A 21,707-nucleotide genomic window follows, 5' to 3' on the forward strand; every position below is an offset into this window, starting at 1 on the left:
CTACCGCACCGCCACCCGCGCCAGCCCCGGCTGGTTCACCATCCAGTAGTGCTGGAAGGCCAGGCGGATGTTGTCGCGCAGCTGAGTGTCGTCCCACGGCTTCGTATAAAAACGGTAGATGGCGCCGCGGTTGATCGAATCGAGCACGGCTTCCAGGCCCGTGTAACCGGAGAGGATGATGCGGATGGTTTCCGGGTACAGCTCCTTGACCTTGCTGAGGAATTCCGTGCCGCTCATGCTGGGCATGCGCTGGTCGCAGACGATGACGTGCACGCGGTGCAGCGCCAGCATCTCGAAACCTTCGGCCGGCGTGCTGGCCGTGAGGATGTGATAGCCCTCGGGACGGAACAGGCGGTGCAGCGATGACAGCACGTTGACGTCGTCGTCGACGATGAGCAGGGTTTGCGCCGGCTGCGCGGCCGGGTCGTGGCCGGGCGGCAGGCCGGCGCCGGCGACGATCATCTGCCCCAGTTCCAGCGCCGGCAGGGCGCGGCTGAAATAGAAGCCCTGGATTTCGTCGCAGCGGTTGCGCCGCAGGTATTCCAGCTGCGGGCGCGATTCCACGCCTTCGGCCACCACGCTCAGTTTCAGGCTGTGCGCCATGCTGACGATGGCCAGCGCGATGGCCGCGTCGTTCGGGTTGCTGGTGATGTTGCGCACGAAGGCGATGTCGATCTTCAGCTTGTCGATGGGGAAGCGCTGCAGATACGCCAGGCTCGAGTAACCGGTGCCGAAATCGTCGATGGCCACCTTCACGCCGATTTTCTTCAGTTTGCCCAGCACGACGATGGTGCGCTCGGCGTTCGACATCAGCGCCGTTTCCGTCAATTCCAGCTCCAGCAATTCCGGCGCGACGCCGTGCAGCGCCAGCGCCCGCGTCACCTCACCTTCCAGGTCGCCTTCGGCAAACTGGCGGCTCGACACGTTCACGGCCACGTGCACGGGCCCCACCTCGCTGTCGCGCCACTCGGCGATCTGGCGGCAGGCGGCCTGGATCACCCAGGCGCCCACGCGCACGATCAGGCCCGTGTCTTCCAGCACCGGCACGAATTCGGCCGGCGCCACCAGGCCGTAGCCGGGACGGCGCCAGCGCAGCAGCGCTTCCACGCCGCTGATGCGGCCCGTGCGCAAATCCACCTTGGGCTGGTAGTACAGGATGAACTGCTCGTGTTCGAGCGCATGGCGCAGCGCCAGTTCCAGGTCCAGCCGCGCCAGCACCTGCACGTTCATGCCGGCAGTGAAAAAGCGGTAGCCGTCGCGGCCCGCCTGCTTGGCGCCGCCCATGGCCGTATTCGCGTATTTGATCAGGGTTTCCGGGTCGGTGGCGTCGTCCGGATACATGGCGATGCCGATGCTGGCCGTCAGGGTGGCCGCATGGCCGCGCAAGTCGAATGGCGCGCGCAAGGCTTCGCGCACCTGGTTCGCCACGGCCACGGCTTCCTGCTGGTTGCGGCTCATGGTCAATATGAGCGCGAATTCGTCGTTGCCCAGGCGGCCCACCGTGTCGCGCAGGCGCACGCATTCGACCAGGCGGTTGCTGAACTGGCGCAGCAGTTCGTCGCCCAGCGCCGCGCCCAGGGTGTCGTTGATGCTTTTGAAGCGGTCCAGCGCGATGAACAGCACCACGATGCGCCAGCTTTTTTCCTGCGCCAGTTCGACGGCCTGGGCCAGGGTCTGGTAAAACAGGCTGCGGTTCGGCAGCCCCGTCAAGCCATCGTAATGGGCCAGGTGCTTCAGGCGCTCCTGCGCCTGGCGCCGTTCGCTGATATCGCGCGCCACGGCGATCAGCAGCAGGCCGCCCGCGCCCTGCCCGCCCGCCACGGGCGCCTGCGCATACCAGTGCCAGCCCAGTTCCACGGGTATCAGGCTCAGATCGCGCCGCACCAGTTCGCACTCCGTCACTTCCGTGGCCAGGTGCGCCGGGCCGCCCGGCAGCCCGGCCAGCGGCGGGGCCGGCGGCGACGGCAGCAAGGTGCCGGGCGCCAGCGCCAGCAGTTCGGCGCGCGCATAGCCAAGCAGGCGGCACGCGCCATCGTTGACGTCGACCAGGGTCATGCCCAGCACGTCGACGAGGAAGATGGCGTCGGTGGTGGCGTCCATGGCGCCGCGAAAGCGCTGCAGTTCGGCCGTGCGCTGGCCCACCGTGCGTTCGAGCAAGGTGTTGTAGTGGCGCGCGGCGCGGTGCAGCAGCCGCACTTCGAGCATGTTGCGGATGCGCGTGAGCACCTCGAGCGCGTCGAACGGCTTGCTGATGAAGTCGCGCGCCCCCGCTTCCAGCGCCGCCAGCTTGGCGTCCGGGTCGGCGGCGATCACCAGCACGGGCAGATAGCCTTCCAGTTCCAGCGGGCGCAAGGCATCCATCACCTCGTAGCCGCTCATGCCGGGCATCGCCAGGTCGAGGATGATCAGGTCGAACTGCTGGCGCTGGTGCAGGCCGGCCACGGCGCGCGCGTCGAGGGTGCTGCTGACGGCCGTGTAGCCGCCGCTTTGCAGCAAATGCTCGAGCAGGCGCAGATTGACTTCCTGGTCGTCGACGATGAGAATTTTCGCCGCGTAGATATCGGCCTGGCTGATCATGGCGCGCCTGTTCCCTTCTGCCGGCGCTGCTGCGCCACGTAAGCCAGGGTGCTGTTGATCGCCTCGGTAAATTCATCGAGGTTGATCGGCTTGGTCAGATAGCGGTAAAAGCCCAGCGCCAGGCTGCGCTCCACGTCGCCCGGCATGGCGTTGGCCGTCAGGGCGATGACGGGAATGTGCGCCGTGCGGGGATCGGCGCGCAGCAGTTTCAGCGCGTCCGTGCCGTTCACGTGCGGCAGGTTGATATCCATCAAAATCAGCTGCGGCAGGTGCGTGCGCGCCATTTCCACGCCCAGGCGGCCATCCGTGGCCGTCAGCAGCTGCAATTGCGGGCAATAGCGCACGATTTCCTCGACCAGGGTCAGGTTGGCGGGATTGTCTTCCACGTACAGCAAGGTCACGGGGGCGCTGTGCTCGAGCAGCGCGCCGGCCAGGTCCGGCCGCGGCAAGGCCAGGGTGGCGGGCGCGGGCAAGGCATCGACCACGCGCAGCTCGATCCAGAACGTGCTGCCCTCGCCGGGCGCGCTGGTCACGCCGATGCTGCCATCCATCAGTTCCACCAGGCGCTTGGTGACCACCAGGCCGATGCCGCTGCCCTCTTCCGTGCCGCCCTCCTGTCCCAGCCGGTTGAAGGGCTGGAACAGCAGCGCCACCTGTTCGCCGTCGAGGCCCACGCCCGTGTCGCGCACGCTGATGCGCACCCGCCCGCCCGCCTGCGGCGCGCAAGCGATGCTCACCTCACCCTGCTCGCGGTTGTACTTGAGCGCATTCGACAGCAAGTTCAACAAGATCTGCTTGAGGCGCGTGCGGTCGGCCAGCACGTTCAGGGGGCAGGCGTCGGGGAAAGCCATGCCGATGCCGCGCTGGCTGGCCAGCGGCGCGATCATGTCGCGGCATTCCTGCAAGATGGCGTCCAGGCCCACCGGTTCGAGCGACAGGCTGACCGTGCCCGATTCCACCTTCGCCAGGTCGAGGATTTCATTGATCAAGGTCAACAGGTGGCGCCCCGATTTCAGGATATGGCCGGCGAACTCCTTCTTTTGCTCCAGGGTCGACGGCAGGCGGTCGGAACTGAGGATTTGCGCGAAGCCAAGGATGGCGTTGAGCGGCGTGCGCAATTCATGGCTCATCGACGACAAAAACGCCGATTTCGCATAGTTGGCGCTGCGTGCCTCTTCCATCGCCATGGCCAGTTCGCCATTCGTCATTTCCAGCTGCACCGTGCGCTCGTGCACGCGCACTTCGAGCTCCTGGTTCAGGCGCATGACTTCCTGCTGCGCCTGGGTGCGCTGCTCGCCTTCGCGCGCCAGCTCGCCGTTCGAGCGCTCCAGCGCCTGCGTGCGCAGCTCGATCTCGGCCAGCATCTTGTTGAAGGAATCGACCAGCTGCGCCACTTCGTCGACGCTGAGCTTGCGCGCGCGGCGCGAATAGTCGCCCGTCTCGATCACTTCGCGCGCCACGTCGGCGATATCGAGGATCGGTTGCGTGATGACGAAATCGAGGCGGCGCAGCAACAGCAAGGCCACCAGCAGCGCCAGCACCGTCACGCCCAGCGCGATGGCCAGGTAATCGGCCGTGCGGCCGGCCAGCTCGTAGTCGGCGCGCAAATACACGGTGCCCAGCAGTTCGCCATTGTCGACGATGGGCTTGAACAGCTCCACCGAGGTGCCCTGGATGCTTTCGCCTTCCTTGCCCACCTTCGCCGGCAGCTCGCCCACATTCTGGTTCGCGCGGTAGCTGGCGAACAGGCTGCCGTCGGCCTTGTACAGGGCGCCGGCCGTCACGCGCGGGCGGATGCGCATCAGGTTGAGGTTTTCCAGCGCCAGGCGTTCGTCGTCGAAGGCCAGCGCAGCCGAGCTCATGTGCCCCAGCAGCTCGGCCTGGGTACTGATATCGGCCACCAGGTTGCGGTGGTAGGCGCGCAAGTCGTAGACGACGATGGTGCCCAGCGAAATGACGAGGGCCACCAGGGTGGTCAGCAAGACCACCGACATCAGCTTGTGGCGGATGGAGCGCAGTCGTATCATCTAGGCGCCTCCCGTCTGCACGCGGTAAGCGGCCAGCAGCATGCGCGCGCTGATGCGGATATGCGCCTGCGCCACGGGTTTCAGGGCCACGTCGAAGCGCACCTTGTCCTCGGCCATCACAAAATTGATCATGCTGCCCATCGCGTAGACCTCATCCGAATCGGACACCGTCAACAACGCCAGGCCACGGCTGGCGGCCAGCATCTCCTGCAGCGCCGCCTTCTCCAGCGCGCCCAGGTACAGCACGTGCAGCCCGGCCAGCGTTTCGCCGCGGCGCACTTTTTTCACCTGCACGGCGCGGCCGTTGACGCTATGCCCGGCCACGCTCTGCTCGAGCTGCTCGGCCAGCGCATCGGCGCCCGCCACACCGATCACCAGCGGCGCGTCGGGCCGGGCAAAGCTGCCGTCGGGCCATTCGACAAAACCGGCAAACTTGTACAGATACGCGGCCTTGACCTGGCGCTCCAGCTCCCCCGGCACCTGTGCCCGCGTCTCCGCGCACAGCACGCCCAACAGCAGCAATAGCCAGCCCCAGCGGTGAGCGCGGCGGCCGGCGCCGCGCGCGGGGTGGCGCAGGGGGCCAGGATGACGCCACCAGGTCCAGTTCAGAATTGCCATGACAACCGAGTAAAGATAATGCATACGAAGGCGCGGCACCATGCCGCTGGCCTGTTCGAGCGATGCGCACCAGGGTGGCGCAGCGACAGAGCGCCTGCCGGCCCGAAGTGGTAGCAAATGTATAAAAGAGTGTACGCATTTTCGCTGTGACCGGGGAAAGTTTCTTTTACCGTTGGCCATGCTACAGTCTTGCCACCATTTTCACCGCCTGCAGGAGCCATCCATGAGCAACGAACTCGTCCCCCTCTCCACCGCGCTCGGCCAGGCCTTGCAAGCGAAGGGCTTGCTGCTGGCCACGGCCGAATCGTGCACGGGCGGCGGCGTGGCGCAAGCCGTCACCGATATCTCCGGCTCGAGCGCCTGGTTCGAACGGGGCTTCGTCACCTATTCCAACGGGGCCAAGACCGGCATGCTGGGCGTGCCCGCCGCGCTGATCGCCGCACACGGCGCCGTCAGCGAGGAAGTGGCCGCCGCCATGGCGCAAGGCACCCTGCGCCACAGCGAAGCCCAGGTGGCCGTCTCGACCACGGGCATCGCCGGCCCCACGGGCGGCGTACCGGGCAAGCCCGTCGGCACCGTCTGCTTCGGCTGGGCCATGTCCGGGCGCGTGCAGACAGAGCGCCGGGTCTTCGCCGGCGACCGCCAGGCCGTGCGCGAGCAGGCCGTGGCGCACGCCCTGCGGGAACTGCTGCGCTTTATCCAGTAGCATCGGCGATGCAGGCGCGGTCGCGGCCCGCCTGCTTGGCCGCGTACAGGGCGCTGTCGGCGCGCATCAGCAATTCGTGGCGGCCGGCGCCGTGGCGCGGATATTCGGCGATGCCGGCCGAAAAGGTGCAGCCGGACAAGCTGTGCGGCGCCTGCTGGATCAGCAGCTGGCGGTAGCGCGCGGCGATATCGTCGATCTTGTGCGCCGCGATGAGGCTGTCGGCTTCGCGCAACAGCAGGCAGAATTCCTCGCCGCCATAGCGGCACAGCATGTCGCTGCCGCGCAACTGGCCTTCCACCAGGCGCGCGAACTGGATCAGCACTTCATCGCCAAAGTTATGCCCGTAGGTGTCGTTGACGCGCTTGAAAAAATCCAGGTCGATGATGGCGATGGCCACGGGCGCATCCGCATCGGCTTCGTGCAGGATGGCATTGAGGCAAGTTTCAAAATGGCGGCGGTTGTACAGGCCCGTCAGGTGGTCGCGCATGGCCTGCTCCTTCAGGCTGTCCTGCAGGGAATTGACGTGCAGGATCTGGTGCGCCAGTTCGCGGTTCAGGTGCTCGAGCTTGGCGTTTTCCGTCTCGCGCGCCGCCTGCAGCTCCAGCGCCTTGTCGCGCTCCGCTTTCAGGCTGTGCATTTCCTTTTCCAGGTTGCGCATCAGGCTGCGCGAGGCGCGCGCCGACTTGCTGCTGGCCTCGTACGCGGCCTGGTATTGCTGCAGGAAACCATACGCGGCTTGCCACTCGCCCAGCTGGGCATTGATATCGGACAAACCGCGCAAGATCTGCTGCTGGTGAAACGGGTTGCGCGTCCAGCTCAGCAGGCTGTGCGCCTGCGTCAGCGACGCCAGCGCCTGCGCCGTCTGGCCCGCGTGCAAGTCCAGCTTGCCGCGCACCAGCCACGCATGCATCTGCTCTTCCAGGTCCTGGCCGCGGCGCGCATATTCTTCCGCCCGCAACAGCAATTGCAGGGCGCTGGCCGGCTGTTGCAGCAGGATGGCGGCGTGGGCGGCGATGCAGAACAAAAAGGCGCGCACGGCCAGGTCTTCTTCCGGCCACTCGTAAAACGGCTCCACCAGCGCCAGCGCCTCGGCCGGCTTGCCCGTGGCTAATAAACACATGGCCAGGTTGGCCGAAACGATGGTTTGCTGGTATTTGAGCTTTTGCGCGCCGATGATGTCGAGCGCCTCGACCAGCAGGGGAATGGCGTCTTCATCGTTGCCCAGGTCATGCTGCGACGAGGCCAGGTTCGACAGGCTGTTGACCCGGTGCGCGGGGCTGCCGAAACGCTCGGCGATGTCCAGTGCCAGCAGAAAATTGCGCGGACCGTCCTGCGTATCGCCACGGTTCAGGGCATCGACGCCCAGGCGCGCGTACAGCATGAACTTGTGCAGCGAGTCGGGTATCTGCGCGGCCTGGCTGCGCGCCTGCAGGAAATGCTGCTCGGCATCGGCAAAATCGCCGCGCCGGCTCGCATACGCGCCCTGCAGGGCGGCCACTTCCATGCCCCCTTCCAGGTCGCCGCTGTGCTGGAAATACGCGTCCAGGCGTTCGCACGACGGTTCGGCCTCGCCCGCGTAATACGCCAGCCAGCAATGATTGAGTTCCGCATACGCGCCGCCGCGCGCATACTGTTGCCGTTGCGCCGCCGCCAGCGCCATCTGCGCCAGCCGGCGCGCCTGGCGGCGGTTGCCGACCAGGCAAGACAGGGCTTGCTGATTCAGACGGTCAATGTCGGCTTTATCGAGACTGGAGATCGGCACTGCGTCCTCGTTCACACTCTGGGGTGGATTTTTCACACAAAACTTGCTCTGTATCAATGGTATCCTGATTAACATCATAACCAGATTCGCTGTTCCGCATGGCATATTTGCAAAGGATTGTGGTAAAAATGCCAGTCGTGGCCTGGCCGGGCGCCTGCGCCGCTGTCACGGATCTTTGATTGTCACTGACGCAACAACTTGGAGTAGTCGCAATGCAAAACACGGTACATTTCATCCTGCAGGGCAAGGGCGGCATCGGCAAGACCCTCGTCTCGACCCTGCTGGCCCAGTGGATAGGCGGCAAGGACGGCACGCCTTTGCGCTGCTATGACACCGATCAGGAAAACGCCACGTTCTCGCGCTACAAGGCGATGAACGTCAAGCATGTGCCCGTGATGACGGATGCGCGCAACATCGACCCGAAACGCTTCGACGCGCTGATGATCGACATCCTCGAAGAAGACGGCAACTGCGTGGTCGACAATGGCGCGAACACATTTTCGCCGCTGATGGGCTACCTGCTGGAAAACGATTGTTTTTCGCTGCTGCAGGAATCGGGCCGCAAGGTCTACATCCACACCATCGTCGGCGGCGGCGATACCCTGCACGACACGGCCACGGGTTTTGTGGCCACGGCGCAAGCGACGACCGTGCCGCTGGTGCTGTGGCAAAACGAACACTTCGGCCTGCTGCAATCGGCGTCCGGCAAGCAATTCGTCGAATCGCAGTCGTACAGCGACAACCGCGCGCGCGTCAAAGGCAGCATCACCTTGAGCCAGCGCAATCCCGACACCTTTGGCGCGGACGTCAAGAAAATGAACACGGCGCGCCTGACGATGCAGGAAGTGTTGCAGAACGACAAGTTCAACATCATGGAAAAGCAGCGCATCAAGGTCGTCTACCGCGACATCTTCGAACAGCTCGACAAGGTGCAGTGGTAGATGGACCAGCACAAACTGCGCAGCCACGTATTCGACAAGACGGGCATCAAGATCGACGTCGATGACCCGATATTCGCCCTCGTGGCGCTGAACGAAGCCGTGCTGGCGGAAACCGTCGAGCGCCAGCTGACCCTGCTGGATGCCGCCACGCAGGCGCTGGCGGCCCAGGCGCGCGCGGCGGGCGGCTTGCCTGAGCTGCCGCCGGCGTCCCTGGCCAGCCTTGCCGACAAGGCGACGCCAGCCGCAGGCTTCACGCCGCGCGAATGGCGTTTGCTGGGCGCCGCGGCCATCGTCTCCATCGCCAGCGCGCTGCTGGTGCTGGGCGGCGCGGCCCTGTTGTATAAACTGTAGCACCGACCGTAGCACCGTCGCGCTGCGCCAGCCACGAGCGAGCCGCAGCGTCTTCTCCACCTATCCCTGGAAGCATGCATGAAACCGATCAAATTGCTGGCCCTCCCCGCCCTGCTGCTGTCGCTGTACGGCGCTCCCCTGAGCCTGACCCACGCCGCCGATGCGGCTGCGGCGGCCCCCATGGGCGCGACGGCCGTGCCGCACATCGCCTACGAAAAATACACCTTGCCGAACGGCCTGGACGTCATTCTCGTGGAAGACCATAAATTGCCCGTCACGGCCGTCAATATCTGGTACCACGTGGGACCGGCCAATGAAGCGCCGGGCTTGACGGGCTTTGCGCATTTGTTCGAGCACATGATGTTTGCCGCCACCAAGCACGTGCCGCGCGGCATGGCCGACCAGTTGCTCGAAGGCGCGGGCGCCACGGATTCGAACGGCAGCACGGATTTCGACCGCACCAATTATTTCGACACGGTGCCGTCGAACCAGCTGGAACTGGCCCTGTGGACGCATTCCGACCGCATGGGCTACCTGCTGGACGTGCTCGACCAGACGGCGCTGACGAACCAGCAGGACGTGGTGCGCAACGAGCGCCGCCAGAGCGTGGAAAATGCGCCGTACGGCATCGTGCAGGAAGCCCTGTACCACCAGCTGTTTCCCAAGACCCATCCGTATTACGCCAGCGTCATCGGTTCGCACGCGGACATCCAGAACGCGAAACTGGCCGACATCAAGGATTTCTTCACCAAATACTATGGCCCCAACAATGCCAGTCTGGTGATCGCCGGCGATATCGACAAGGCGAAGACCAAGGAACTGGTCAACAAATACTTCGGCAGCTTCAAGAGCGGCCCGGCCGTGCCGAAACCCGCTGTCGTGACGCCGCCCATCACGCAGGAACGCCGCATCGTGGTGCAGGACCGGGTCGAATTGCCGCGCGTCTTCATGGCCTGGCTGACGCCGTCCGCCTACACCAAGGATGACGCGGAACTGTCGATGGCCGCGCACATCCTGGCCGGCGGCAAGTCCAGCCGCCTGTACAAATCCCTCGTGTACGACAAGCAGATCGCCCAGGACGTGGGCGCCAGCCAGGGTTCGAACGCCCTGACGTCCATCTTCACCATCGACGCGACGGCGCGCCCCGGCCACCAGCCAGAGGAAATCGAGCAAGCCCTGCAAGTGGAGCTGGAGCAATTGCGCGCCAAGGGCCCCACCGGGAAGGAGCTGGAACGGGCGCGCAACAGCATCGAGACCACCATGCTGAGCCAGGTGGAAAAAATGGGCGGGCGCGGCGTGGCCAACTTGCTCAACGAATACAACCAGTACCTGGGCGACCCCGGCTACCTGGCCAAGGATATCGAGCGCTACCGCCAGGTGACGGCGGCCGGCGTGCAGCGCGCCGTGGATACCTACCTGAAAAACCAGTCGCGCGTCGTCGTCTACGGCGTGCCGGGCAAGCCAGACCTTGGCGCGGAAGTGCCGACGCCGGCGCCGGGCAAGGTCAAGCCTGCGCCAGGCACGGCCATCAATGCGGACGAGCCATGGCGCAATGCCGTGCCGAAAGCAGGTCCCGCACCGAAGATTGTGCTACCGCAAGGAAAATCGTTCACCCTGGCGAACGGCCTGACCGTGATCCACCACTACAATCCGGCTGTGCCGCTCGTTTCCAGCCAGCTGGTGATCAAGAGCGGCTCGGGCGCCAATCCGCCGGCGCAGCCGGGCTTGTCGAGCTTTACGGCGCAATTGCTGCAGGAAGGCACTGCCACGCGCAGCGCGCCGCAGATCGCCGACGATGTGGCGCAACTGGGCGCCCTGCTGAGCACCGGTTCCGGCACGGATGCCTCGTTTGCCCAGTTGACATCGCTCAAAGCCACGTTCCCGCAAGCGCTCGACGTGCTGGCCGACGTGGTGCTGCACCCGCAATTCCCGCAAGAAGAGGTGGAGCGCCAGCGCGCCAGCCGCATCGGACAGCTGGCGCAGCAGCGCGAAAACGCGGGTGCCGTGGCGGCCCGCGTGGAAGCGGCGGCCCTGTATGGCCCGCAACATCCGTACGGCTACATCCAGCTGGGCACGGAAGCGGCGCTGAAGGCGGCCAGCCGCGCCGACCTGCAAGCGTTCTGGCAGCAGCATTACCTGCCGAACAATGCGGCGCTGATTGTCTCGGGCGATATCGGCGAAGCGGAATTGAAGGCGCTGGCCGAAGCGAAGTTCGGCAGCTGGAAGGCAGGCACCGTGGCGCAGTCCGTGGCCGCAACGCCGCAGACGACGAAGGCAAAACTGATTTTGGTCGACAAGCCGGGCGCGCCGCAAACGGCCGTGCGCCTGTCCGCCATCGCCGTGCCGCGCGCCACGCCCGATTACGCGCCGCTGCAAGTGATGAACGCGGCGCTGGGCGGCTTGTTTACCAGCCGCCTGAACACCAACTTGCGCGAAGAAAAGGGATATACCTATGGCGTGCGCTCGCAATTCCAGTACCGCAATCAGCCTGGACCGTTCTCGATTGCCGCCAGCGTGCGCACCGATGTGACAGGCCCGGCCGTATCGGAAACCGTCAAGGAATTGCGCGCCATGATCGCCAAGCCCCTGAGCAGCAAGGAATTGGCGAATGCGCGCAACTCGCAAGTGCTGTCGCTGCCGGGCCAGTTCGACACGAACGCCAGCATCAGCGCCAGCATGGCGAACGCGTATATCTACGGCCTGGGACTCGACTATTACACGACCTTGCCGCAGCGCTTTGCCAGCGTGACGGACAAGCAGGTGCAGCAGGTGGCGAAAAAATACCTGCCGCCGGAAAAGCTGATCGTCATCGGCGTGGGCGACAAGGCGAAGATCGCCCCGCAATTGAGCAAGCTCAAACTGGCGCCCGTGGAACTGCGCGATGCTGAAGGTAACGTGAAATAAGACTAGCGGCGCTTGAACAGCGCCAGCTTGTCGATGATCGCCGCCACGGCCACGCCGGCCGTGTAGGCGATCAAATCACCCCAGCCGAAGGTGGAACCCAGCGCCAGGTGTCCCAGCGGATGCGCGCGCAGCTCGACGATCCACGGCGCCTGGTAAAGCTGGCCGAATTCCACGGCAAAGCAGATCAGCAAAGACCACAAGGCCAGTTGCCACGTGCGCATGCGCGTGGCGAGGACGCCCAGCGCAAAGACGATCATCATGGCCCACAGGGCGTCGCCCGGATATTTTCCCAATGCAGCGGGAAGGAATTGGGGATAGGCGCGCGAGGCCAGGCCCAGCGCGATGACAGCCACGGTTGCGCCCACCTGCAGCAGGCGGCGGCGTTCAGGTTTTACCAGGAACATATTTCCATTCAAAGGCACGATACGGGCCGAACCATTGCGGCCCGTCCGATATTGTACTGCGCGGCCGTGTCCGCCTGTAGCCTAATGCGCCGGGATACCCTCAGTCCAGGTCGACGTTCTGCGCCAGGAAATCGAGCAAAGCGCGCACGCGCAGCGGCACATGCCCGCCTTGCCCCACGAAGACGGCATGCACGTCCTCGCTGTCGCCCGGGTTGAACGCTTCCAGCACGGCCTGCAAACGGCCCGCCGCGATATCGCCGCGCACCTGGAAGGCGGTCAGGCGCGCCAATCCCAGTCCCGCCAGCGCCAGTTGCCGCAAGGCTTCGCCATCGCTGGCCTGCGCATTGCCGGTGACCGGCACGACGACGTCCCCTTCGGGCAAGCGCAGCGGCCAACCCGAGCGGGCGCGCGCGTAATTGGCGTCGAGCAAATTATGCGACGCCAGCTCGGCCGCCAGCAGCGGCGTGCCGCGCCGCGCCAGGTAGCCTGGCGATGCCACGATGACCATGCGCGTCTGGCCCAGCTTGCGCGCCAGCAAGCTGGAACTTTTCAGGGGACCGGCCCGCACGGCCACGTCCGTGCGCTGTTCGAGGATATCGACCACGGCATCCGTGAGCACGATGTCGAGCGTCACCTGCGGATAGCGTTCGAGGAACAGCGGCGCCAGCGGCAACAAAAAATGCTGGCCGAACGGCACGTTCGCATTCACGCGTATTTGGCCGCGCGGCACATCCTGCACGCCGGCGCAGCGCTCGGCTTCGTCCAGGGCCGCCAGCACCTGCATGCCCCGTTCGTACAGGCCGCAGCCCTCGGCCGTCAGCTGCAGCTGGCGCGTGGAGCGGTTCAGCAGGCGCGCACCCAGGCGCTCTTCCAGCCGCGAGACGAGCTTGCTGACGGCCGACGGCGTCATGCCGCAAACGCGCGCGGCGGCGGAAAAGCCGCCCAGTTCGACCACGCGCACAAACACTTCCAGCTCGCCGGAACGATTCACTTCCAGTCTGGCCATTGTGAATTCAACTCATAAATGTTCTTCGATAAGATAGTCTAGTGCATAAATGGCGTTGCTCGCATCATGCGCACATTCCCCTTGATGAAGCGAGCCGCCATGCAACGATTTTCCATCCTCCCCGCCGCCCTGCTGAGCCTGGCACTCGGCACAAGCCCTGTCCAGGCCGCCAATGCGGACACCGCCTGGCTGGCCAGCTGGACGGCCAGCCCGCAAGCCGTATGGAGCAGCGACTTTCTGTTCCCCAGCAACGTGCCCGCCGTGCTGCACGGGCACACCGTGCGCCAGGTAGCGCGCCTCAGCGTGGGCGGCCCCCGCGTGCGCATCGTGCTGTCGAATGCGTATGGCAAGGTGCCGCTGCGCATCGGCGCGGCCACCGTGGCCCTGGCCGCTTCCGGTTCGGCCATCGACACGGGCAGCCTGCGCACGCTCACGTTTTCCGGCCAACCCTCGGCCAGCGTGGCGCCGGGCGCGCCGCTCGTCAGCGACCCCGTCGACCTGCCCGTGCCGGACCTGGCCCGGCTGACGGTGAGCGTCCACCTGCCGCAAGCCAGCCCGACTTCCACGTTTCACTGGGATGGCCGCGAGACGGCGTGGATCGCCCCGCAGGACCAGACGCGGGCCGCGCGCATCGATGATGCACAAGCCGGCGTGCACACCACCACGGCGCGCCTTTTACTCAGCGCCATCCAGGTGGAAGCGGCGCCAGCCGCGCAAGCCGTGGCCATCCTGGGAGATTCGATCACCGATGGCGCCAGCGCCAGCCTGGGGATGGATGCGCGCTGGCCCGATTTCCTGGCCGAACGCCTGGCGCCGCAGGGCGTGGCCGTGATCAATGCGGGCATTTCCGGTGCGAGGCTGTTGTCCGACGGCATGGGAAGCAATGCCCTGGCCCGCTTCGAGCGCGACGTGCTGGCGCAGCCGGGCGTGCGCACGGTCGTCGTCTTGCTGGGGATCAATGACATCAGCTGGCCCGGCACGGCGTTTGCGCCACGGGAGCAACGGCCGACATTGGAGGAACTGAGCAGCGGCTACGCCCGGCTGGTGGCCCAGGCCCGCAGCCGCGGCGTGCGCGTGGTCGGCGCCACCCTGACGCCATTCGCAGGCGCCCTGCCCGGCACGCCGTTGAGCGACTATTATCAGCCTGATAAAGATGCGCTGCGCCAGCAACTCAATGCGTGGATACGCGCCAGCGGCCATTTTGACGCCGTGCTCGACTTCGACGCGTGGGCACGCGACCCCACGCACCCGCTGCGCCTGCTGCCCGCCTACGACTCGGGCGACCACCTGCACCTGGGCGACGCGGGCAACCGGGCGCTGGCGGAAGGGATAGCCCTGCCGCTGCTATTGAATCAATCGCCCAGTCCCGCGTACAAGGCCGTGCTCAAGTAGCGCTCGCCAAACGACGGGATGATGGTAACGATGGTCTTGCCCGCGTTTTCCGGACGGCGCGCCACTTGCAGAGCGGCCCACAGGGCGGCGCCCGACGAGATGCCGACCAGCAAGCCTTCATCGCTGGCGGCCAGGCGCGCCGTGGCGAACGCGTCGTCGTTCTTGACGCAAATGATTTCGTCGTAGATAGCCGTATTCAGGATTTGCGGCACGAAGCCGGCGCCGATACCCTGGATCGGGTGCGGTCCCTTCGTCCCCTTCGACAGCATCGGCGACGCTTCAGGTTCCACAGCGATCATTTGCAGGCCCGGCTTGCGTTCCTTCAAGACTTCGCCGATGCCCGTGATCGTGCCGCCCGTGCCCACGCCGGCGACGACGATGTCCACTTGCCCATCCGTGTCGCGCCAGATTTCCTCGGCCGTCGTGGCGCGGTGGATGGCGGGATTGGCGGGGTTATTGAATTGCTGCAACATCAGGTAGCGGGGGTCGGCCGCCACCAGTTCCTCGGCCTTGCGGATGGCGCCCAGCATGCCTTCGCTGCCGGGCGTGAGCACCAGCTCGGCGCCGTAGGCGCGCAGCAGGATGCGCCGTTCGCGGCTCATGGTGTCGGGCATGACGAGGGTGCAGCGGTAGCCGCGCGCGGCGCACACCATGGCCAGCGCGATGCCCGTGTTGCCGCTGGTGGGCTCGACGATGACGGTGTCGGCATGGATCTTGCTGGCGGCTTCGGCCGCAACGATCATGGACAGGCCGATGCGGTCCTTGACGCTGTGCGCGGGATTGTAGAATTCGAGTTTGGCCAGGATGGTGGCCACACTGCCGGCGGCGATGCGGTTGATGCGCACCAGGGGGGTGTTGCCGATCAGTTCAGTGACGTCGTTGGCGATGTTCATGGAAGGAAGCTCCGCTATTTCAAGAAACCCCAGTCTACCGCGTTTCAAGACACTGAACAAAAAGTTCATGGCGTTGTTGCAATGCCTTGCCGTACTTTCGTACTGTCTTCGGCAATGCGCCTAGCCCTGAACATTTTGTTACGTGCCGATGGCGGCGGCGCGAGCATGCGCCGCCGCCAAACTGAACAATTACTTCACGTCCAGCAATTCCACATCGAAGATCAGTGCCGAGTTCGGCGGAATGTCGCCATTGCCGGCGCCGCGCGGGCCGTAGGCCAGTTCGCCTGGAATGATCAGGGTGCGCTTGCCGCCCACTTTCATGCCGGCCACGCCCTGGTCCCAGCCCTTGATGACCATGCCCTTGCCGAGCGGGAAGTCAAACGGGCCACGGCCCACGGAGCTGTCGAACTTCTTGCCGCGCGAATCTTTCGCCAGCGGACGGTACAGCCAGCCCGTGTAATGCACCGTGACGTTGTTGCCTGCGGACGCTTCCTTGCCCGTGCCGACCTTGTTGTCGATCAAGATCAATTTATCGGCGACAGGGCCGGGGCTCAGCGAGACGGCGGAGGCGGGAACAGGCGCTGGCGCCTGTGCCTGCGCCAGCGACGCGGCGACGGAGCAGATCAGGGCAAACAAAACGGAGCTACGCGTCATGATGTATTCTTTCAGTGAGTTTCGGTGAGATCCCTGCGCCAGCGAACCGGCAGGGAACGTCAATAATAGCAAACCGCCGCAACGATAGGAAAAACTTGTCGCCCGATGCCCATTGCCCCCGCCTGTTTTACGCCCTGTGGCCCGATGCGGCCACGCGCGCGGCCCTGGCCGCCTGGCAGGCGCGTCTGGAAGGCAAGCCCGTGCGCGCGGACAAGCTGCACCTGACCCTGGCCTTCCTGGGCCAGCGCCCTGCCAGCGAGCTGCCCGCCCTGCTGGGTATTCTGGAAGACATGCCGGCGCATGCCATGCCCCTGCTGTTCGATCACGCCAGCCATTTTACGCAGCTGGCGCTGGCCTGGGCCGCCCTGGCGCGGTCCTCGCCCGCCTTGCTCGACTTGCGCGCGGCCTGCATGCAGCGTCTGGCGGAACAGGGACTGGCGCCGCGCTTCGAGCACGACCGCTTCACGCCGCACGTGACCCTGGCGCGCCATGCGCCGCCGCCGGCCATCGAGGATTTCGCGCCCATCGCCTGGCAGGCGGACGAACTGGTGCTGGTGGAATCGCTGAAAAGCAGCGGCGATTACCGCATCCTGGCCAGCAGGAAGCTGATTTAAGCAGCGTGACTCAGGCGGCGTCCGGCACTGGCATTGGCGCTGGCGCTGGCACTTCAGCAACTTTGTCCTGGCGCAAGCTTTTCAGCGCATGGGCGGCCGCCACCATGCCGAAGCTGGCCGTCACCACCACGCTGGAACCGAAGCCGGCGCAATTGAGGCCGGTGACGCCGGCGGGCGTGCTGCCATCGATGGCGCACGCTTCCGCGCTCTCGGGCGTGCTCAGCGGCTCCATGGAAAACACGGCGTCGACATTGAATTTGTTTTTCACGCCACGGGGGAAACCATATTCCGTGCGCAACAATTTGCGCACGCGCTTGAGCAGCGGTTCCTGTTCCGTCTTCGACAAGTCGCGCACGGCGATCAATGTCGGGTCCGTCTGCCCGCCCGCGCTGCCGATGGTCAGCATGGGAATGTTGCGCGCGCGACAATACGCAATCACGGCCGCTTTCGCCTTGGCATTGTCGATGGCGTCGACCAGGTAATCGAAATCGCGCCCGCCCAGCAATTGCTCCAGATTATCGGGGGTAATGAAATCCTCGATCTGCGTGACCTGGCAAAACGGGTTGATCAATTCGATGCGTTCGGCCAGGGCCGTGATCTTGGCCTTGCCGATGGTGTCGCTCATGGCCTGGATCTGGCGGTTGATGTTCGATTCGGCCACATTATCGAGGTCGATCAGGGTCAGGCGGCCGACGGCGCTGCGCGCCAGCGCTTCGACGATCCAGGAACCGACGCCGCCCACGCCGATCACACACACATGCGCGGCGCGGAAGCGCGCCAGCGCGGGCGCGCCGTACAGGCGGGCAATGCCGCCAAAACGCCGCTCAAAATCGATCTCGGTCAAGTCCATGGAAATTAGTTCATTGGTGGAGGTATGCATGGCGCCATTTTAACGGACACTGCGCTGGCGGATATTCTAAAATAGCCGAATTGACACAGCGACAAGAGCAATTGTCGCCGCGCCCCCACACCGCTCACCACGAGAACTCGCCATGACCTCTCCCCTGTTCGACTCCGTTCCCGGCTTTGACCAGCCCATCGCCGTGCTCAAGCATTGCCACGACAAGATCCGCAAGCAGCTGACGACCCTGCAAAACCTGCTGGGCCATCTGGCGCAGCACGGCAACACGGCGGACGCGCAGCAGGCGGCCAAGGCGGTGTTGCAGTATTTCAATAAAGCGGCCCATCTGCACCATGACGATGAAGAACAGGACTTGATGCCCATGCTGCAGGCCACCGCCACGGGCGACGATGCCGCCCTGCTGACCACGCTGGTGCCGGAAATCCTCGCCGACCACCAGCGCATGGATCAGGCCTGGCTGACCCTGCGCCCGGAACTGGACGCCATCGCTGTCGGCACGGGCACACAGCTGTCCGCCGACGGCGTGCGCGATTATGTTGCCGCTTACCAGGCCCACATGGCCAAGGAAGAAGGCCAGCTGGCGCCCATGGCCAAGCGCCTGTTCAGCGCGCAGCAGATGGAACAGCTGGGCACGGCCATGCAGCGCCGCCGCGGCATCGCGCCGGAAGAGACCGCCGCCCCGGCAGCGGCCACCGTGCCCGTGCACGATGCAGCCACCCTGGCCGCCATGCGCATCGATTATGTGCAAAGACTGTTATCCGAGGAAGACGTGCAGCGCGACCCGATTGCGCAATTTGAAAAGTGGTTCGACGAAGCGCTCAAGTCCCAGGTCAGCGAGCCGAACGCCATGAGCTTGTCCACCGTCAGTCCCGACGGCAAGCCCAGCTCGCGCATCGTGCTGATCAAGCAGTTCGATGAACGGGGTTTCACCTGGTACACGAATTACAACAGCGACAAGGGCCAGCAGCTGGAACACAACCCGCACGCGGCCCTGCTGTTCTTCTGGCGCGAGCTGGAGCGGCAAGTGCGCATCGAGGGCACGGTGGTGAAGACCACGGCGGCCGAGAGCGACGAGTATTTCAATGTGCGCCCCCTGCAAAGCCGGCTGTCAGCGATTGCCTCGCAGCAAAGTACACCGATCGCCAGCCGCGCCGAGCTGGAAAGCCATTACGAGGCCGTGGCCGCCGCCATCGGCGATGCGCAGCCGCCGCGCCCCGCCCACTGGGGCGGCTACCGTTTGCAGCCGGAACGCATCGAATTCTGGCAGGGACGCCGCTCGCGCTTCCACGACCGCATCGTGTTTACCCGCGATGCTGACGGGCAATGGAGCATGCAGCGCCTGCAACCCTGAGCAGGATAAGCAAGGCGGCGCAAAGCAAGCTGGTCAATATAGGTGTAGGCTATGAGGGTAGAAGTTACTAAATGACATTGTTTCTCAATTTGCGGCTGCCATGGTGGCCGCTTCATTGGAGGCCATTTTGTTTGTACAAAACCAACTCAAGTCCTGGATCGCCAGCATCCGCAGCAAGACCGCCTTGCCGCTGCGCATAGAATTGTGGAATGGCCAGCATGTCGACCTGTCCAGCGAAGCGCCCAGAGTCACCATCCGCCTGCCGACCGTCGCCTCGGCCCGCTACCTGCTGAACCCGTCGCTGGCCAACCTGGGCTCGGCCTATGTGGAAGGCAATATCGAGGTCAAGGGCACGGCGATGGACATGATTTCCATCTGCAATGCCCTGGCGCGCACGACCTTGAAGCCGGAAGGCAAGCTGGCCCGCATCGTGCGCAGCTTTAAGCATGACAAGAGCAAGGATGCCGAAGCCATCCGCTACCACTACGACGTGTCGAACGCGTTCTATGAACAATTTCTCGACCCCGCCCTCGTGTATTCCTGCGCGTATTTCGAACACGGCGATGAAACCCTGGCGCAGGCGCAAGTCAAGAAGATCGACCATATCCTGAAGAAAATCCAGCTGCAGCCGGGCCAGACCCTGCTCGACATCGGCTGCGGCTGGGGCGCGCTCGTGATTCGTGCCGCGCAGCAATATGGCGCCCGCTGCGTGGGCGTGACCCTGTCGGAAAACCAGTACGCGCTGGCGCGCGAGCGCGTGGCGGCGGCCGGCCTGGCCAATTTGATCGATATCCGCCTGCAAGATTACCGCGACGTCACGGGCCAGTTCGACCGCATCACCAGCGTGGGCATGTTCGAGCACGTGGGCCTGAAACACTTGCCCGACTACTTTTCCATCATCCACAAGCTGCTCGCGCCCGATGGCATGGCGATGAACCACGGCATCACCTCGACCGACCCGGACAATGGCGAAACGCCGTATGGCGGCGGGGAATTCATCGAAAAATATGTATTTCCGCACGGCGAGCTGGCGCACATCGGCAATGTCCTGAAAACCATGCAGCAGGGGGGACTGGAAGTGCTGGACGTGGAAAACCTGCGCCGCCACTATGCGCGCACCTGCGCCCTGTGGACGGAGAATTTCGAAGCCCATGCCGAGCAGATCCGTCCGCTGGCGGGCGAACGGCGCTTCCGCATCTGGCACGTCTACCTGGCCGGCTGCGCCTATGCCTTCGAGCAAGACCTGATCAGCTTGTACCAGATCGTCTGCGTGAAGGCAGGCCGGCGCTCGTCCACCCTGCCCTGGTCGCGCAACTACATGTATGCGCAGGAGAATACGCAGGAAACAAGGCCGGCGCCCGTGCTCGCGCCCTGACAGGCGCGCGGGGCCGTCTTACTTCAGGCGGCCCGCATACATGGCGCGGAATTTCTCCACCTTGGGCGCGACGACGAGGGCGCAATAGCCCTGCAAGGGATGCCGCTCGACATAATTCTGGTGGTAATCCTCGGCCGGATAAAAAGTGGCGGCCGGCGCCAGCTGCGTGACGATGGGCGCATCCCACACGCCGGCCATTTCGGCGAGCACCTTGCGCGCCACGCTTTCCTGCGCGGCCGACTGGTAACAGATGACGGAGCGAAATTGCGTGCCGACATCATTTCCCTGGCGATTCAGGGTGGTGGGGTCGTGCAGCGTAAAAAAGATTTCCAGCAAGTCGTGGTAAGCAATGATGGCAGGGTCGAATTCCAGGCGCACCACTTCCGCGTGGCCCGTCTCGCCCGTGCACACCTGTTCGTAGCTGGGATGGGGCACGCCGCCGCCCGTGTAGCCGCACTCGACGCGCGTCACGCCGCGCACTTCCCCATACACGGCGGCGAGGCACCAGAAACAGCCACCGCCGAATACCGCCACTTCCGTCTGTTGATTCATGATGTCCTCCCGCAACGCTGCTGCGACTTATCATTTCACCACTGTAACGCAAAGCGCCATGGCTTGCAGCGTCGCTTGAAACGGCGCGTGGGACACCGCACATACGGGCATGCCGGCCACGATTGCGCTGGCATGGCCGATTTTTGGCATAATGTCAGCAAATAGACAGGTCACCCATGAACACACGCTCTCCCCGCGCGCCCGCGCAAGAATTCGATACGACACATTTCCGCCAGGCACTGTCGCAGTTTGCCACCGGCGTGACGGTCATTACGACGCGCCTGGCCGACGGCAGTTTCCGCGGCTTGACGGCCAGTTCCTTCAATTCCGTCTCGCTGTCGCCGCCCCTGGTGCTGTGGAGCCTCGGTTCCGTGGCGAACAGCATGCCCATTTTCAGCGGCAACTCGCATTACGTCATCAATGTGCTGGGCGCCGACCAGGCGGAACTGGCCACGCGCTTTTCACGCCGCACGCCGAATCCCTTCGACGACGTGGAATACGAACTGTCGCGCACGGGCCAGCCCATCCTGAAAGGCGCATCGGCCTGGTTCGAATGCCACAACCGCAGCCGCTATCCGGAAGGCGACCACGTCATTTTCGTGGGCGAAGTGGAACAATGCGCGTTTGCCGCGCAGCCGCCCTTGATCTTCCACAATGGTAAGTTCAATACACCGCCAGCCTGAGCGGGACAAAAAAAATCCGCCGAGGCGGATTTTTT

Annotated in this window: 19 protein-coding genes; 9 read left to right on the forward strand and 10 right to left on the reverse strand. The window is 64.7% G+C overall.

Annotation, left to right across the window (positions count from 1 at the left end; translation table 11 throughout):
- From O3300_RS22005 to O3300_RS22015, 3 genes are read right to left on the reverse strand one after another with little or no spacing between them, the layout of a single operon-like run.
- Positions 1-2,577: an EAL domain-containing protein gene (locus O3300_RS22005; RefSeq protein ID WP_305054119.1), complete on the reverse strand. Its 2,577-nt coding sequence runs from the start codon at positions 2,575-2,577 to the stop codon at positions 1-3.
- On the reverse strand, positions 2,574-4,604 hold the full coding sequence (locus tag O3300_RS22010) for an ATP-binding protein (protein WP_099666382.1): 2,031 nt from the start codon (positions 4,602-4,604) through the stop codon (positions 2,574-2,576). The genes O3300_RS22005 and O3300_RS22010 overlap by 4 nt, the downstream gene beginning before the upstream one ends.
- Positions 4,605-5,222 (reverse strand): YfiR family protein, encoded by a 618-nt coding sequence (locus O3300_RS22015; RefSeq protein ID WP_180278680.1) that lies wholly within the window; start codon positions 5,220-5,222, stop codon positions 4,605-4,607.
- 223 nt (positions 5,223-5,445) lie between these two features.
- Between O3300_RS22015 and O3300_RS22020 the strand changes: the two genes are divergently transcribed.
- Positions 5,446-5,928 carry a CinA family protein gene (locus O3300_RS22020; protein WP_305054120.1) on the forward strand — a complete coding sequence of 161 codons (483 nt, stop codon included), beginning with the start codon at positions 5,446-5,448 and terminating at the stop codon, positions 5,926-5,928.
- Here the strand turns inward: O3300_RS22020 and O3300_RS22025 are convergent.
- Positions 5,918-7,690: a diguanylate cyclase gene (locus O3300_RS22025; protein WP_251350145.1), complete on the reverse strand. Its 1,773-nt coding sequence runs from the start codon at positions 7,688-7,690 to the stop codon at positions 5,918-5,920. The two genes, O3300_RS22020 and O3300_RS22025, sit on opposite strands and share 11 nt — an antisense overlap.
- A gap of 212 nt (positions 7,691-7,902) precedes the next feature.
- Here O3300_RS22025 and O3300_RS22030 point away from each other — a divergent pair, with 212 nt between their 5' ends.
- The 3 genes from O3300_RS22030 (at position 7,903) to O3300_RS22040 (ending at position 11,886) form a co-directional block, all read left to right on the forward strand.
- Positions 7,903-8,631: a hypothetical protein gene (locus O3300_RS22030; protein ID WP_077408658.1), complete on the forward strand. Its 729-nt coding sequence runs from the start codon at positions 7,903-7,905 to the stop codon at positions 8,629-8,631.
- A complete protein-coding gene (locus tag O3300_RS22035; protein ID WP_305054121.1) occupies positions 8,632-8,982 on the forward strand; it encodes a hypothetical protein in 351 nt (116 codons plus the stop codon).
- A gap of 78 nt (positions 8,983-9,060) precedes the next feature.
- Positions 9,061-11,886, forward strand: coding sequence for a pitrilysin family protein (locus O3300_RS22040; protein WP_305054122.1), 2,826 nt, complete (start codon positions 9,061-9,063; stop codon positions 11,884-11,886).
- Positions 11,887-11,888: 2 nt separating this feature from the next.
- On the opposite strand, the gene O3300_RS22045 is transcribed toward O3300_RS22040, so the two are convergent.
- Together O3300_RS22045 and O3300_RS22050 are read right to left on the reverse strand one after the other, a co-directional pair.
- On the reverse strand, positions 11,889-12,290 hold the full coding sequence (locus O3300_RS22045) for a DUF2809 domain-containing protein (protein WP_289903329.1): 402 nt from the start codon (positions 12,288-12,290) through the stop codon (positions 11,889-11,891).
- A 100-nt stretch (positions 12,291-12,390) separates the two neighbouring features.
- Complete coding sequence (locus O3300_RS22050; protein ID WP_305054123.1) at positions 12,391-13,296, reverse strand: LysR family transcriptional regulator; 906 nt, start codon at positions 13,294-13,296, stop codon at positions 12,391-12,393.
- 99 nt (positions 13,297-13,395) lie between these two features.
- Here O3300_RS22050 and O3300_RS22055 point away from each other — a divergent pair, with 99 nt between their 5' ends.
- Positions 13,396-14,688, forward strand: a complete 1,293-nt coding sequence (locus tag O3300_RS22055; protein WP_305054124.1) for an SGNH/GDSL hydrolase family protein — start codon at positions 13,396-13,398, stop codon at positions 14,686-14,688.
- Here O3300_RS22055 and cysK read toward each other — a convergent pair.
- Positions 14,649-15,581 (reverse strand): cysteine synthase A, encoded by a 933-nt coding sequence (gene cysK / locus O3300_RS22060; protein WP_305054125.1) that lies wholly within the window; start codon positions 15,579-15,581, stop codon positions 14,649-14,651. The two genes, O3300_RS22055 and cysK, sit on opposite strands and share 40 nt — an antisense overlap.
- Before the next feature lie 189 nt (positions 15,582-15,770).
- A complete protein-coding gene (locus O3300_RS22065) occupies positions 15,771-16,235 on the reverse strand; it encodes an FKBP-type peptidyl-prolyl cis-trans isomerase (RefSeq protein ID WP_077408663.1) in 465 nt (154 codons plus the stop codon).
- A 95-nt stretch (positions 16,236-16,330) separates the two neighbouring features.
- On the opposite strand from O3300_RS22065, the gene thpR reads away from it, so the two are divergent.
- The gene (gene thpR / locus O3300_RS22070) at positions 16,331-16,849 is read left to right on the forward strand and encodes an RNA 2',3'-cyclic phosphodiesterase (RefSeq protein ID WP_305054126.1); all 519 of its coding nucleotides are present in this window, start codon (positions 16,331-16,333) and stop codon (positions 16,847-16,849) included.
- Between the two features lie 10 nt (positions 16,850-16,859).
- On the opposite strand, the gene tcdA is transcribed toward thpR, so the two are convergent.
- Positions 16,860-17,729: a tRNA cyclic N6-threonylcarbamoyladenosine(37) synthase TcdA gene (tcdA, locus tag O3300_RS22075; RefSeq protein WP_305054127.1), complete on the reverse strand. Its 870-nt coding sequence runs from the start codon at positions 17,727-17,729 to the stop codon at positions 16,860-16,862.
- A 112-nt stretch (positions 17,730-17,841) separates the two neighbouring features.
- Here tcdA and pdxH point away from each other — a divergent pair, with 112 nt between their 5' ends.
- Positions 17,842-19,062: a pyridoxamine 5'-phosphate oxidase gene (gene pdxH / locus O3300_RS22080; RefSeq protein WP_305054128.1), complete on the forward strand. Its 1,221-nt coding sequence runs from the start codon at positions 17,842-17,844 to the stop codon at positions 19,060-19,062.
- A gap of 127 nt (positions 19,063-19,189) precedes the next feature.
- Entirely contained in the window at positions 19,190-20,437 is a 1,248-nt protein-coding gene (locus tag O3300_RS22085) for a cyclopropane-fatty-acyl-phospholipid synthase family protein (RefSeq protein WP_305054129.1), read from the forward strand.
- An 18-nt stretch (positions 20,438-20,455) separates the two neighbouring features.
- Here O3300_RS22085 and msrA read toward each other — a convergent pair whose 3' ends face one another.
- Positions 20,456-20,989: a peptide-methionine (S)-S-oxide reductase MsrA gene (msrA, locus tag O3300_RS22090; protein WP_305054130.1), complete on the reverse strand. Its 534-nt coding sequence runs from the start codon at positions 20,987-20,989 to the stop codon at positions 20,456-20,458.
- A 176-nt stretch (positions 20,990-21,165) separates the two neighbouring features.
- On the opposite strand from msrA, the gene O3300_RS22095 reads away from it, so the two are divergent.
- Positions 21,166-21,672: a flavin reductase family protein gene (locus tag O3300_RS22095; protein ID WP_077408668.1), complete on the forward strand. Its 507-nt coding sequence runs from the start codon at positions 21,166-21,168 to the stop codon at positions 21,670-21,672.
- The last annotated feature ends 35 nt before the right edge of the window (positions 21,673-21,707 follow it).

It is taken from the genome of Janthinobacterium sp. SUN206, assembly GCF_030587305.1.
Taxonomy (GTDB): domain Bacteria; phylum Pseudomonadota; class Gammaproteobacteria; order Burkholderiales; family Burkholderiaceae_D; genus Janthinobacterium; species Janthinobacterium kumbetense.